Annotated in this window: 13 protein-coding genes; 9 read left to right on the forward strand and 4 right to left on the reverse strand. The window is 64.2% G+C overall.

Annotated features, from left to right (window positions below):
* Window positions 1-38: 38 nt before the first annotated feature.
* Window positions 39-860 carry an IclR family transcriptional regulator gene (locus tag AC0QUY_RS01100; protein ID WP_161854955.1) on the forward strand — a complete coding sequence of 274 codons (822 nt, stop codon included), beginning with the start codon at window positions 39-41 and terminating at the stop codon, window positions 858-860.
* Between the two features lie 33 nt (window positions 861-893).
* Here the strand turns inward: AC0QUY_RS01100 and AC0QUY_RS01105 are convergent, their stop codons facing one another.
* The 4 genes from AC0QUY_RS01105 to AC0QUY_RS01120 form a co-directional block, all read right to left on the reverse strand.
* Window positions 894-2,108: a GGDEF domain-containing protein gene (locus AC0QUY_RS01105; protein WP_161854956.1), complete on the reverse strand. Its 1,215-nt coding sequence runs from the start codon at window positions 2,106-2,108 to the stop codon at window positions 894-896.
* A 234-nt stretch (window positions 2,109-2,342) separates the two neighbouring features.
* Complete coding sequence (gene rpsI, locus AC0QUY_RS01110; protein WP_161854957.1) at window positions 2,343-2,819, reverse strand: 30S ribosomal protein S9; 477 nt, start codon at window positions 2,817-2,819, stop codon at window positions 2,343-2,345.
* A gap of 1 nt (window position 2,820) precedes the next feature.
* On the reverse strand, window positions 2,821-3,285 hold the full coding sequence (gene rplM / locus AC0QUY_RS01115; RefSeq protein ID WP_057839142.1) for a 50S ribosomal protein L13: 465 nt from the start codon (window positions 3,283-3,285) through the stop codon (window positions 2,821-2,823).
* A 154-nt stretch (window positions 3,286-3,439) separates the two neighbouring features.
* Entirely contained in the window at window positions 3,440-3,868 is a 429-nt protein-coding gene (locus AC0QUY_RS01120) for a PaaI family thioesterase (RefSeq protein ID WP_161854958.1), read from the reverse strand.
* An 87-nt stretch (window positions 3,869-3,955) separates the two neighbouring features.
* Here AC0QUY_RS01120 and AC0QUY_RS01125 point away from each other — a divergent pair, with 87 nt between their 5' ends.
* The 8 genes from AC0QUY_RS01125 (at window position 3,956) to nadC (ending at window position 12,087) form a co-directional block, all read left to right on the forward strand.
* The gene (locus tag AC0QUY_RS01125; RefSeq protein ID WP_161854959.1) at window positions 3,956-4,780 is read left to right on the forward strand and encodes an enoyl-CoA hydratase; all 825 of its coding nucleotides are present in this window, start codon (window positions 3,956-3,958) and stop codon (window positions 4,778-4,780) included.
* Between the two features lie 106 nt (window positions 4,781-4,886).
* Window positions 4,887-5,471, forward strand: a complete 585-nt coding sequence (locus AC0QUY_RS01130; protein ID WP_475385417.1) for a CoA-binding protein — start codon at window positions 4,887-4,889, stop codon at window positions 5,469-5,471.
* Window positions 5,472-5,622: 151 nt separating this feature from the next.
* On the forward strand, window positions 5,623-6,903 hold the full coding sequence (locus AC0QUY_RS01135) for an O-acetylhomoserine aminocarboxypropyltransferase (protein ID WP_161854961.1): 1,281 nt from the start codon (window positions 5,623-5,625) through the stop codon (window positions 6,901-6,903).
* Window positions 6,904-7,112: 209 nt separating this feature from the next.
* A complete protein-coding gene (locus AC0QUY_RS01140) occupies window positions 7,113-7,637 on the forward strand; it encodes a hypothetical protein (protein WP_475385418.1) in 525 nt (174 codons plus the stop codon).
* A gap of 36 nt (window positions 7,638-7,673) precedes the next feature.
* Window positions 7,674-8,630 (forward strand): NUDIX hydrolase, encoded by a 957-nt coding sequence (locus AC0QUY_RS01145; RefSeq protein WP_475385419.1) that lies wholly within the window; start codon window positions 7,674-7,676, stop codon window positions 8,628-8,630.
* A gap of 54 nt (window positions 8,631-8,684) precedes the next feature.
* Window positions 8,685-9,671, forward strand: coding sequence for a quinolinate synthase NadA (nadA, locus tag AC0QUY_RS01150; RefSeq protein ID WP_475385420.1), 987 nt, complete (start codon window positions 8,685-8,687; stop codon window positions 9,669-9,671).
* A complete protein-coding gene (locus AC0QUY_RS01155; protein ID WP_475385421.1) occupies window positions 9,668-11,221 on the forward strand; it encodes an L-aspartate oxidase in 1,554 nt (517 codons plus the stop codon). Before nadA ends, AC0QUY_RS01155 begins: the two co-directional genes overlap by 4 nt.
* A complete protein-coding gene (nadC, locus tag AC0QUY_RS01160; protein ID WP_475385422.1) occupies window positions 11,218-12,087 on the forward strand; it encodes a carboxylating nicotinate-nucleotide diphosphorylase in 870 nt (289 codons plus the stop codon). Before AC0QUY_RS01155 ends, nadC begins: the two co-directional genes overlap by 4 nt.
* Window position 12,088 lies beyond the last annotated feature (1 nt).

The following is a 12,088-nucleotide window of genomic DNA, read 5'->3' on the forward strand; positions in this document are numbered from 1 at the left end:
CCCGCCGGCCGGCGTTCTTGCAAGCGGGCATTGACGAAATGGCGAAGACCTCCAGGCGCGCGCCGACTACCGCGCCGAAAAATCCCAAGAACTACGTCGCATCCGTCGGCAAGGCGTTTGCAGTGCTGCAGAGTTTTTCCAGCGACGCCTTCGAACTGACGCTCAGCGAGATTGCCGCGCGCGCCGATCTCGATCGCGGAACGGCATTCCGACTGATCCAGACGCTGACGGAGCTCGGGTATCTGCAACCCGTTCCGCAGAGCCGCCGCTTCCGGCTCGGCGTCGCCTGTCTCGATCTCGGCTACACGGTATTGTCAGGCGGAACGCTGCGCGCTTTGGCAGAGCCGCTGCTGCGCGACCTCGTGCCGTCAGTGAGCGACGCAGCCTCGCTCGGCGCGCTCGACGGAGGCGACGTGATCTACCTCGCTCGCGTCGGCACCGGGCTCGACCGGCACAAGATGGATCGCCGTCCCGGCGCGCGCATTCCGGCTTACAGCGCAGCCCTCGGCCATATCCTGCTGGCGCATCTGCCGCGGGATGAGCAAATCCGCCGGCTGGAATTGCGGCCACGCATCAAATTGTCGGAGCGGACCCTGACGGATCTCGATGCCCTGCTCGAGCGGCTCGACCTGGTCAGACGACAGGGCTACGCGATCTCCGATGGCGAAAACGCTTACGGTCTGCGGACGCTGGCAGCGCCGATCTTCGATGCACAAGGTTCGGTGACTGCGGGATTGAGCGTCACCGTGGATGCAACGCGCATGGAGATGGCGGCATTCCGCGACCAGGCCCTGCCCTCACTGACACGTGTCGCGGCCGTCGTGCAGGACCTCGCGATCAAGGCCGGCCTGTCGAACTAGCGGCGAGTTCCTTCTGTCCGCGAGCGCCCTTTGCTAGGTCGCGGGTACCTGCCGTGCGGAAGCCGCGCGACCGGCGCTCTTGCGCCGCCACTTCTCTAGCGACAGCGGCAATTCTTCCGCGGCCTCGACCCGGTTACGGCCGGTGCGTTTGGCCTGATAGAGCGCGGTGTCGGCTGCCGCCAGCAGCACCTCGAGCTCGGTGCCCGCCGGGCCGCCGGCGACACCGATGCTGACGGTGGTGACGACCGGGCCTTCCTCGCAGACGATGTTGGACGCCTCGAACGCCTCGCGCACCCGCTCGGCCACGATCACGCCCTCCTCCAGCGGACACGCCAGCAGCGCCGCAAACTCCTCGCCGCCGATGCGCCCCGACAGGTCGCTGATGCGCAAATTGCTGACCACGACGGTGGAGAACAATTTGAGGATTTCGTCGCCGGCGGGATGGCCGAAGCGGTCATTGATGCTCTTGAAATGGTCGATGTCGAAAATCATCACCGTCACCGGCCGCCCCGCTGCGGCCTCGCGCTCGATCACGCGGTTGCAGGCTTCCGTAAAGCCGCGGCGGTTCAACATGCCGCTCAAGGGATCGACCGAAGCCGCGGTCTTGTGCACCGTCACGGCGCGGTCCGATACCAGCATGAAGATCACGAACACGGTGCCGATCGCATACAGGATCAGTTCGATCGAGAATGCCGTCACCCAAATGCTGCCGGTGAAGGTCTCGTCATGCGGGCGCAGCAGGCTGCCGAGCAGGATCGGCAGCATCAGCACGCAACCATGCACCACCGGCACGGCAATCGACGGCCAGCGCGTCTGCATCGTCCGGCGTCGCTCGTTCCACAATTCGGATGCCGTCAGCGCGGCATAAATCGCGACGATCGATGCTCCGACGATCAACCGCATGGCTGGGTTCAACGACGGCAAGGCCAGCATCGTGCCGACCCAGGCGACCGCGCCAAGCACGAGCCCCAATAGATTGGGCTTGCGGCCGTGGAATACGCGCGAGGCGTTCCAGACCATGCCGCAGGCCATGAAGCCGACCGCGTGCAGCGCCAGCAACAGCGGCTCGCCGAGCGCAGCGCCGCCGATAGTCCAGATCGCTACCGAAGCCGCGCCAAGCAAATAGGCCGACCCCCACCACTTCAAGGCCGGAATGTTGTCCTGCTTGCCGAACAGCACCAGCATGGCCCCGAGCATGCCGGCAACCATCGTGGCAAATAAATATAGCGTTGAAGTATCGAACGACATGGGCTCACCCGAACGCGTGTGATGCTACTTGTTCGGCGCACACTGAAATGCAATTTCGCGCCATCGCATCATCGACACTAGGCGGGCCGTGTTCCATTTTCGTGAGTGCGGGTAAGCAAGTTTTCACGAAAATCCGTGGTAACCCATCACTAAATAGTAAGCAAAAAGGGCGCCGATCGGCGCCCTCTTTCGTCTGGTGAATGCAGCAATCCGCTGCAAATTTTAGCGAAGCAATTAGCGCTTCGAGAACTGGAACGACTTGCGCGCCTTCGCCCGGCCGTATTTCTTGCGCTCCACGGTGCGGGAGTCGCGGGTCAGGAAGCCGCCCTTCTTCAGCACGCCGCGCAGATCCGGCTCGAAGTTGGTCAAAGCCTTCGAGATGCCGTGACGCACGGCACCCGCCTGGCCCGACAGACCGCCGCCGGCGACGGTGCAGATCACGTCGTACTGGCCGGAGCGCGCCGCCGCGACCAGCGGCTGCTGGATCAGCATGCGCAGAACCGGGCGGGCGAAATAGACTTCGACCTCGCGGGTGTTGACCGTGATCTTGCCGGCACCCGGCTTGATCCAGACGCGGGCGACCGCGTCCTTGCGCTTGCCGGTGGCATAGGCGCGGCCGTACTTGTCGACCTTCTTGACGTATTTCGGCGCTTCCGGAGACGCCGTCTTCAGCGACGCCAACTGGTCGAGCGACTGCATGGTATCCGACATCTTATGCGGCCCTCATGTTCTTGCGGTTCATCGAAGCGATATCAACCTTCTCGGGCTGCTGGGCTTCATGCGGATGTTCGGCGCCGGGATAGACGCGCAGATTGCCCATCTGCACGCGGCCGAGCGGACCGCGCGGAATCATGCGCTCGATGGCCTTCTCGACCACGCGCTCGGGGAAACGACCCTCGAGGATCGACTTCGCGGTGCGCTCCTTGATGCCGCCGATGAAGCCGGTGTGCTTGTAGTAGACCTTGTTGTCGCGCTTGCGACCGGTCAGCACGACATGCGCCGCATTGATGATGATGACATTGTCGCCGCAATCGACATGCGGGGTGTAGGTGGGCAGATGTTTGCCGCGCAGGCGCATCGCGACCAGGGTCGCGAGCCGGCCGACTACCAGACCCTTGGCGTCGATCAGGACCCACTTCTTGGTCACCTCGGCGGGCTTTGCCGAATAGGTTTTCATGTGAGGAAATCCGTGAAAATGGAAATCGGCGCCAGATGCGCCGAACTGGCGGGTTTCTAGAGAACGACGTGCCGTCCGTCAACGCCGAAGCGCACAAAATAATGAAGTAAAAGCAATTACTTATAAATATGGTGTGATAATACCGCTAAAAACCCTACGTATTTGGAATGGAGTAGGTCGCCGTCACATGGGCGATCGGATCGGGTGACGAGCCCGACAGCAGGTTGACCTCGCCGACCGCCAGCCGCTTGCCGAGCTTCAAAAGCCGGGCCGCAGCCAGCACGTCTTGCCCCGGCAGCCCCTTGCGCAGGAAATTGATGTTGAGATTGGTCGTCACCGCCAGCCCCACCGGGCCGATCGCCGAGAGCAGCACCACATACATCGCGAAATCGGCCATCGCCATCAGCGTCGGCCCCGACACCGTACCGCCTGGACGCAGCATGCGATCGTCATAGCGCCGCCGCAGCAGGCAGGTCTCGCCGTCGGCGCTCTCGATGGTGATGTCGCCGTCGCTGAAGGCCTGCGGAAATTCCTCGCGGAGGAACTTCTCCAGCTCAGCCACGCTCATTTTTGCTGCCGCCATGCCACCCCTGCCCTCGATTATGAGTGCCTGTTACATTAGGTTGTCAGCAAAGCCCAAAGGAAAATAGTCGGAGTGGAAACCCCGGAAATGCCCGCCCAGACTGCCCGCGCACCCACGCCGCAACCTCCGATCCTGCTGCAGGAAAATATCGGCAGCATCCGCCTGCTCACCCTCAACCGGCCGGCCGCGCGCAACAGCCTGTCGGAGGGCCTGATCGCCGAGTTGCACGGCGCGCTGAAGGAAATTCACGACGACAACAGCGTCCGCGCCGTCGTTATCGCGGCCAACGGCCCGGCCTTCTCCGCGGGCCACGACATGAAAGAACTGACCGCGCGCCGAAGCGATGCCGATCGCGGTCGCGCCTATTTCGGGCAGATCATGAACGCCTGCAGCGCGATGATGCAGGCCGTCGTGCTTCTGCCGAAGCCGGTGGTCGCCGCCGTGCAGGGCATTGCGACCGCCGCTGGCTGCCAGCTCGTAGCGAGCTGCGATCTCGCTGTTGCTTCCGAAGCCGCGGGCTTCGCCACCCCCGGCGTCGATATCGGTCTGTTCTGCTCGACGCCGATGGTGGCGCTGTCGCGCAACATCCCGCGCAAGCAGGCGATGGAGATGCTGCTCACGGGCGAGCCGATCTCGGCCGCGACGGCGAAGAATATCGGCCTGGTCAACCGCGTGGTCGCCGCCGGGACCGAGCGCGACGCGGCGATCGCGCTGGCGCAGAAGGTCGCGCTTAAGTCCGCCTATACCGTCAAGCTCGGCAAGGAGGCGTTCTATCGCCAGGCCGAAATGAGCCTCGCCGACGCCTATCGCTATGCGGCCGAGGTGATGACCGAGAACATGATGGCACGCGACGCCGAGGAAGGCATCGGCGCCTTCATCGAGAAACGCGAGCCGAAATGGCAGGATAAGTGACGACGCAGAGCGTCGTCATTCCGGGATGGTCCGAAGGACCAGACCCGGAATCTCGAGATTCCGGGTTCGCGCTACGCGCGCCCCGGAATGACTGTGCAGGATTGAAATGAACCACGACAACTACGACGACAACTACATCCGCGGCATCCTCAACGGCGTGAAGTCGATCGCGATGGTCGGCGCCTCGCCGGTCAATGTTCGGCCGAGCTACTTCGCCTTCAAATATCTGGCGCAACGCGGCTATGACATGATTCCGGTCAATCCCGGCCACGTCGGCAAGAGCCTGATCGGAAAACCCTTCGTCGCCTCGCTGTCGGATATCGGCCGCCCGGTCGACATGATCGACATCTTCCGCAGCTCCAGCCACATCATGCCCGTCGTCGACGAGGCCCTGACCTTGTCTCCGCCACCGAAAGTGATCTGGATGCAGCTCGGCGCGCGCGACGACGCAGCTGCCGCCAAAGCCGAGGCCGCCGGCCTCAAGGTGGTGATGAACCGTTGCCCGAAGATCGAGTACGGGCGGTTGTCCTCGGAAATTTCATGGATGGGAGTGAATTCCCGCACGCTGAGTTCGAAGCGCGCGCCGATTCCGACGCAAGGTATGCGCCTGTCGCTGAATCGCATGAGCGTCGGTGGCGGAGCGACAGCAGCATCGGATCGCGCCGCAAAGAACAAAAACGAGCCGACGTGAAGCAATCCGAAACGATTATTTCGAAGATCCGACCTGACGAAGCAGACCCGTTTTCAATCCGCCACATGTGAACCCCTCGCCTTGACGGCGCGCGCGGCTACGATCAGCATCCCCACGCATTTCGAGCAAGCCAAAGAACAGGACGTAAAGAATGACCGACCGTCTCCCGGGATTTTCGACCCTTGCCGTGCATGCCGGCGCGCAGCCCGACCCCACCACCGGCGCCCGGGTGACGCCGATCTATCAAACCACGTCCTTTGTGTTCAACGACGCCGACCATGCCGCCTCGCTGTTCGGGCTACAGGCGTTCGGCAATATCTATACCCGCATCGGCAACCCGACCACGGCGGTGCTGGAAGAGCGAATTGCGGCGCTGGAAGGCGGCACCGCGGCGCTGGCGGTCGCCTCGGGACACGCCGCGCAGGTCGTCGTGCTGCAACAGCTATTGATGCCGGGCGACGAGTTCATCGCCGCGCGAAAACTCTATGGCGGCTCGATCAACCAGTTCAACCATGCGTTCAAGAGCTTTGGCTGGAACGTGGCGTGGGCTGACCCCGACGATATCGGCAGTTTCGAGCGCGCGGTGACGCCGCGCACCAAGGCGATCTTCATCGAATCGATCGCCAACCCCGCCGGCAGCATCACCGACATCGAGGCGATCGCCGAGGTGGCGCGCAAGGCCGGCGTGCCGCTGATCGTCGACAACACGCTGGCGACGCCGTATCTGATCCGCCCGATCGATCATGGCGCCGACATCGTCGTGCACTCGCTGACGAAATTTCTGGGCGGCCACGGCAATTCGCTCGGCGGCATCATCGTCGATGCCGGCACCTTCGACTGGTCGAAGGACAACAAGTATCCGATGTTGAACGAGCCGCGCCCGGAATATCACGGCATCCGTATCCAGGAGACGTTTGGCAATTTTGCCTTCGCGATTGCCTGCCGCGTGCTGGGCTTGCGCGACCTCGGCCCGGCGCTGTCGCCGTTCAACGCCTTCATGATCCTGACCGGGATCGAGACGCTGCCGCTGCGCATGCAGAAGCATTGCGAGAACGCCAAGGCGGTCGCGGAATTTCTTGCCGGTCATCCCGCGGTGGCGTCGGTGAACTATTCGGGCCTCGCCAGCGACAAGTACAACAAGCTCGCGCGCAAATACGCGCCGAAGGGCGCCGGTGCGGTGTTCACCTTCAGCCTGAGGGGCGGCTACGACGCCGGCGTCAACCTGGTGTCGAACCTGAAACTGTTCTCGCACCTGGCAAATGTCGGCGACACCCGGTCGCTGGTGATTCACCCGGCATCGACCACGCACAGCCAACTCGACGACGAAGCCAAGGTGAGATCCGGCGCCGCACCCGATGTCGTGCGCCTGTCGATCGGCATCGAGGACAAGGAAGACCTGATCGCGGATCTGGAGCAGGCGCTAAGCGCGTGATGGCTGCGGCGGCACGGAAGTGTCAGCAGAAAAACTCGTCATGCCCGGGCTTGTCCCGGGCATCCACGTCTTGGAAGCCGCCAAGGAAGGCGTGGATGGCCGAAACAAGCCCGGCCATGACGGCGAACCTTCGAAATCACAAGCCTCTCGCTAACGCTCATTCCGGCATAGAGTGACGCTGAGCCGCCCTCGATGATTCGGAGCCAACGATGCTGCGCTGGATGACACCATTTCTGTTCGCGATTTTCGCGATCGGAACCGCTGCGGCCGCCGAAAGCCCCGGAGCGATGAAGCCCGCCGATGGCCCAGCCGCAGCAAAGCCTGCCGACAGCCCTGACGTCGCCAAGCCCGCCGCCGACAGCCCGGCCGCGGCGAAGCGCGCCAAGGGCACCCCGGCCGCCAAGAGCGCCACGGTCCGCGCCGCTAGCAATCTGCCGCCGGGCTTGCCGCGCGCGCATTACAATTACCGAACCACGATTGCCCCGCCAGCAGCCCCTCTTTATGTGCGGCGCGGCCGCACCTTGGTGGTCGAAGAAGAGGTGTTGGTGCCGACCGGCATCAAGGCCTATGCGCCGCGCATCTTCGGCACACCGCTGCTGCCAGGCTCATCAACACTGCCCGGCTATTACGGGACCAGCCATTCCTACAGCTATGACGGCCCCTATTACGGCGGCCCCTATGAGCCGTATTGGAACCGCTTGCCATATGCTTGCGGCGTGTACGGATATTGCTAAACGCGCATCAGCCAATAACGGAGACGGACAACCGACGTGGCAGGGGCACCGCGGAAAGTAAGCAAGACAGGCGCGGCCAATGCGATCACGGCGGACTTGGTCGCGGTTCTCGTCGCCGTCACGGACGGCGAGCCGAAGATCATGACCATCGCCAACGACGGTGCGCTGCCGAGCGGCCCGTTCGAATTTGCGCACCGCTCGCTGCAGACGGGATTGCGGGCGTGGGTCGAGGCGCAGACCGGCCATCCGCTCGGCTATGTCGAGCAGCTCTACACTTTCGCCGATCGCGGGCGAGGCGGCCATGAGAAGTCGCTGCATTCGATCTCGATCAGCTATCTGGGGCTAACCCGCGAAGACAAGGTCGGTCAGGGTTTTCAGGCGCATTGGTCCGGCTGGTACGAATATTTTCCGTGGGAGGACCAGCGGGCCGGCCTCCCCGCTTCGCTGGCGAAGACATTGGCATCGCGGCTGCGGGCGTGGGCAAAATCCGCCGAGACTACGGCCCTGCAGCGCGAACGCTGGCAGCGCGCCGCGATTACCTTCGGCCTCGACGAGCGCGACTGGAATGAGGAACTGGTGCTGCAGCGCTATGAGTTGCTCTATGAAGCCGGCCTGATTCCAGAAGCGGCGCGCGACCGCCGCAACGCTTCAGCGGTCATTCCCGGCCGCCCGATGACCGGAGATCATCGCCGCATTCTCGCCACCGGGATCGCGCGGCTGCGCGCCAAGATCAAATACCGTCCCGTGGTGTTCGAGCTGATGCCGGCGGAATTCACCCTGCTGCAATTGCAACGCAGCGTTGAGGCGCTTGCAGGCCGCCTGGTGCACAAGCAGAATTTTCGTCGCCTGATCGAGCAGCAACAACTCGTTGAGGAAACTGGCGCAATCGCCGCCGACACCGTCGGCCGTCCCGCCAAATTATTCCGGTTCCGCCATGGCGTGCTGGCGGAACGGGCAGTCGTCGGAACCAAGCTCCCGCTATCACGCACTTGACTTCGATTATGCTCAGGATAAGTATAAGCCAAGATATACTCAAGGAGAGTATAAATGGCCAGCTTCAGCTCCCCCGCGCTCGCGCGCGTCTCGCCGCTTTACGACCGGGTCAAACGGGTCATCCCGCCGCCTGAATGGGCGGTTTTTGCCGAGGATGTCGACGCCATTCTCGACCTGAAGCGAAGCCGCAACGCCGTTATCCTCGCGCATAATTACCAGACGCCTGAAATCTTCCACGGTGTCGCCGACATCGTCGGCGACAGCCTGCTGCTGGCGCGCGAAGCCACCAAGGTCGATGCCGACATCATCGTGCTGGCGGGCGTGCACTTCATGGCCGAGACGGCCAAGCTGCTGAACCCGGAAAAGACCGTGCTGATCCCCGACCTCGCGGCGGGCTGTTCGCTGGCAGACTCCATCACCGCGCAGGACGTGCGGCTGATGCGGCAGCGTTATCCCGGCGTCCCCGTCGTCACCTATGTCAACACGTCGGTGGCGGTGAAAGCGGAATCCGATATCTGCTGCACCTCCGGCAACGCGCTCAAGGTCGTGGAGTCGCTCGGCGTCGAACGCGTCATCATGCTGCCGGATGAATATCTGGCGCAGAACATTGCCGCGCAGACGAACGTGAAGATCATGGCATGGAAGGGCCATTGCGAGGTGCACGAGCTGTTCACGGCGTCCGACGTCCGGCAACTGCGGGAGAATCACCCTGATGTGACCATCCTGGCGCATCCGGAGTGCCCGCCCGAAGTGGTCGCGGAAGCCGATTTCTCTGGCTCTACGGCGTCGATGTCCGATTTCGTCGGCAAGCAGCGGCCGCCCCGCGTGGTGCTGCTGACGGAATGCTCGATGAGCGACAACGTCGCGGTGCTCCACCCCGATGTGGAGTTCATCCGGCCCTGCAATCTCTGCCCGCACATGAAGCGGATCACGCTGAAGAACATCCGCCACGCGCTGGATAGTGGTCAGCACGAAGTGACGATCGATCCCGTGATCGCTGCGCCGGCCCGGCGCGCGGTGGAAAGGATGCTGGCGATATGAGTATGGATATCTCAGCGCTCGCCGGCCGTCCCGTCATCATCGGCGGCGGGGCCGCCGGGTTGATGACGGCGCTGCAGATGGCGCCCGAGCCTGTGGTGCTGTTGTCAAAGGCACCGCTGGGCGCCGAAGCCTCCAGTCTGTGGGCGCAAGGCGGATTGGCCGCCGCGATGGGCGGAGACGATGCACCTGCCCTGCATCTCGGCGACACGCTGGCGGCAGGCGCAGGTCTCTGCGACGAAGCCATTGCAAGCCGGATCGTCCACGCGGCCCCCGCGGCAGTCGAACACCTCGCCCGACTTGGCGTCGCCTTCGACCGCCGGCCCGATGGCGAATGGCGGTTGGGCCTGGAGGCCGCGCACAGCCGCAACCGGATCGTGCACGCCACCGGCGACGGCACCGGACGCGAGATCATGCGGGCGCTGATCTCAGCCGTGCGCCGCTGCCCGTCCATCAGTCTCCTTGAGGGAGTCGAGGCGCGGAGCCTGATCGTCGAGGACAATGCCATCAAGGGCGTCGTTGCGGTGAACGCGCAGGGTCCGCTGACGATCGTTACCGGCCGCGTCGTGATCGCGACGGGCGGTATCGGCGGACTGTTTTTGGATAGTACCAACCCGGCCGGTTGCTTCGGCCAGGGGCTTGCGCTGGCGGCACGCGCGGGCGCAAAATTCTCCGATCTCGAGTTCGTCCAGTTTCACCCGACCGCCTTCGACGGCCCGTCGCGTCCGATGCCGCTGGTGACCGAGGCCGTGCGCGGCGACGGCGCGATCCTGATCGACGACACCGGACAGCGCTTCATGGCGGACCAGCCAGGGGCCGAACTCGCGCCCCGCGACATCGTCGCCCGCGCAGTCTGGCGCCGCCGCGCCGAGGGACAACGCGTCTTTCTCGACGCGCGCAAACATCCCGGACAGGAATTTGCAAAACGCTATCCCGTCATCTCCGCGTTCTGCAAGATGGCGGGGATCGATCCCGCGACCGATCCGATCCCGGTGAGGCCGGCGGTGCACTACCACATGGGCGGTATCGCCGTGGATATCGAGGGCCGCAGCACCGTGACCGGTCTCTGGGCCTGCGGCGAAGCCAGCCGCACCGGGCTGCATGGCGCCAACCGGCTCGCCAGCAACTCGCTGATGGAAGCGATTGTCTGCGCTCAATGGGTCGCCGAGAGCGTACTGGCAGCAAGCCGCGGCCCGCTCAAGGTACGCACCGCCGACACACCTCCGCCCGCACCCGATCCTTCGGCCGTGCGGCCGATCTTGTCGCAAGGTCTCGGCGTGCTCCGTGACCGGCACGGCATCGAACGCGCGATCCGCGGCCTCTTGCCACTCGCCAACGGCAGAAGTGCAGCTTCCGATCCCGCCCTGGTCGGATTGATGATCGCGGTCGCGGCCTGGCGGCGCGAGGAAAGCCGCGGCGGGCATTTTCGCAACGACTTCCCCGATGCCCTGCCTTCGGCCGTGCCTTCATCCATCTCGCTCGTGGAAGCGCTCGATGCCGCGCGCGACCTTGTTGAAACCGGATCCCTGTCTGTCGGGAGTGCCCAGCCGTGACCCTCACGCCGCTTCTGCCGCTCATGTACGAGCCGCTGGTTCGAACCGCCCTGCTCGAAGATCTCGGACGCGCAGGAGATATCACGGCCGATGCAATTGTCCCGGCCGACAGGCGCGCCTCACTGGTGTTACGCGCGCGCCAACCCGGCGTCGTGGCAGGGCTCGACATCGCGCGCTGTGCATTTCAATTCGTCAATCCCGCAATCCAGCTCGCTGCGGAGCGCCCTGACGGCAGCGTGGTGGCGCCGGGCGATGTGATCGCCGCCATCGAGGGCCCGGCACGCGGGCTATTGACCGGCGAGCGGACGGCCCTGAATTTTCTCTGCCATCTCAGCGGCGTCGCGACCGCGACGGCCTCGCTGGTATCGGCAGCGCAAGGCACCAAGGCGCGCATCGTCTGCACCCGCAAGACCACGCCCGGATTGCGCGCGCTGGAAAAATACGCCGTCCGCGCCGGTGGCGGCAGCAATCACCGCTTCGGCCTCGACGACGCCATCCTGATCAAGGACAACCACATCGCGCTTGCCGGTGACGTCAGAACCGCGATCGCGCGCGCAAAGGCGCATGCCGGCCACCTTGTCAAGATCGAGGTCGAGGTCGATACCCTGTCGCAGCTCGAACAGGCCCTTGCGATTGGCGTGGACGCCGTGCTGCTCGACAACATGACGGTCGAGGAATTGCGGAAGGCGGTGGCGATGACCGGCGGCCGGGCCATCACCGAAGCCTCCGGCCGCATCACGGTCGAGACCGCCAGGGCGATCGCCGCGACCGGCGTCGACCTGATTTCGGCAGGCTGGCTGACGCACAGCTCCGCCGCGCTCGATATCGGACTCGACTATCTCGAACTCAATCGGCAGGCAGCTTAGC

This window comes from Bradyrhizobium sp. WYCCWR15520, assembly GCF_056174665.1.

Bases quoted from the DNA above. Each gene is read 5' to 3' on its own strand.
- AC0QUY_RS01100 (WP_161854955.1), top strand. From the start codon at position 39: ATGGCGAAGACCTCCAGGCGCGCGCCGACTACCGCGCCGAAAAATCCC.
- AC0QUY_RS01105 (WP_161854956.1), bottom strand. From the start codon at position 2,108: ATGTCGTTCGATACTTCAACGCTATATTTATTTGCCACGATGGTTGCC.
- rpsI (WP_161854957.1), bottom strand. From the start codon at position 2,819: ATGTCGGATACCATGCAGTCGCTCGACCAGTTGGCGTCGCTGAAGACG.
- rplM (WP_057839142.1), bottom strand. From the start codon at position 3,285: ATGAAAACCTATTCGGCAAAGCCCGCCGAGGTGACCAAGAAGTGGGTC.
- AC0QUY_RS01120 (WP_161854958.1), bottom strand. From the start codon at position 3,868: ATGGCGGCAGCAAAAATGAGCGTGGCTGAGCTGGAGAAGTTCCTCCGC.
- AC0QUY_RS01125 (WP_161854959.1), top strand. From the start codon at position 3,956: ATGCCCGCCCAGACTGCCCGCGCACCCACGCCGCAACCTCCGATCCTG.
- AC0QUY_RS01130 (WP_475385417.1), top strand. From the start codon at position 4,887: ATGAACCACGACAACTACGACGACAACTACATCCGCGGCATCCTCAAC.
- AC0QUY_RS01135 (WP_161854961.1), top strand. From the start codon at position 5,623: ATGACCGACCGTCTCCCGGGATTTTCGACCCTTGCCGTGCATGCCGGC.
- AC0QUY_RS01140 (WP_475385418.1), top strand. From the start codon at position 7,113: ATGCTGCGCTGGATGACACCATTTCTGTTCGCGATTTTCGCGATCGGA.
- nadA (WP_475385420.1), top strand. From the start codon at position 8,685: ATGGCCAGCTTCAGCTCCCCCGCGCTCGCGCGCGTCTCGCCGCTTTAC.
- AC0QUY_RS01155 (WP_475385421.1), top strand. From the start codon at position 9,668: ATGAGTATGGATATCTCAGCGCTCGCCGGCCGTCCCGTCATCATCGGC.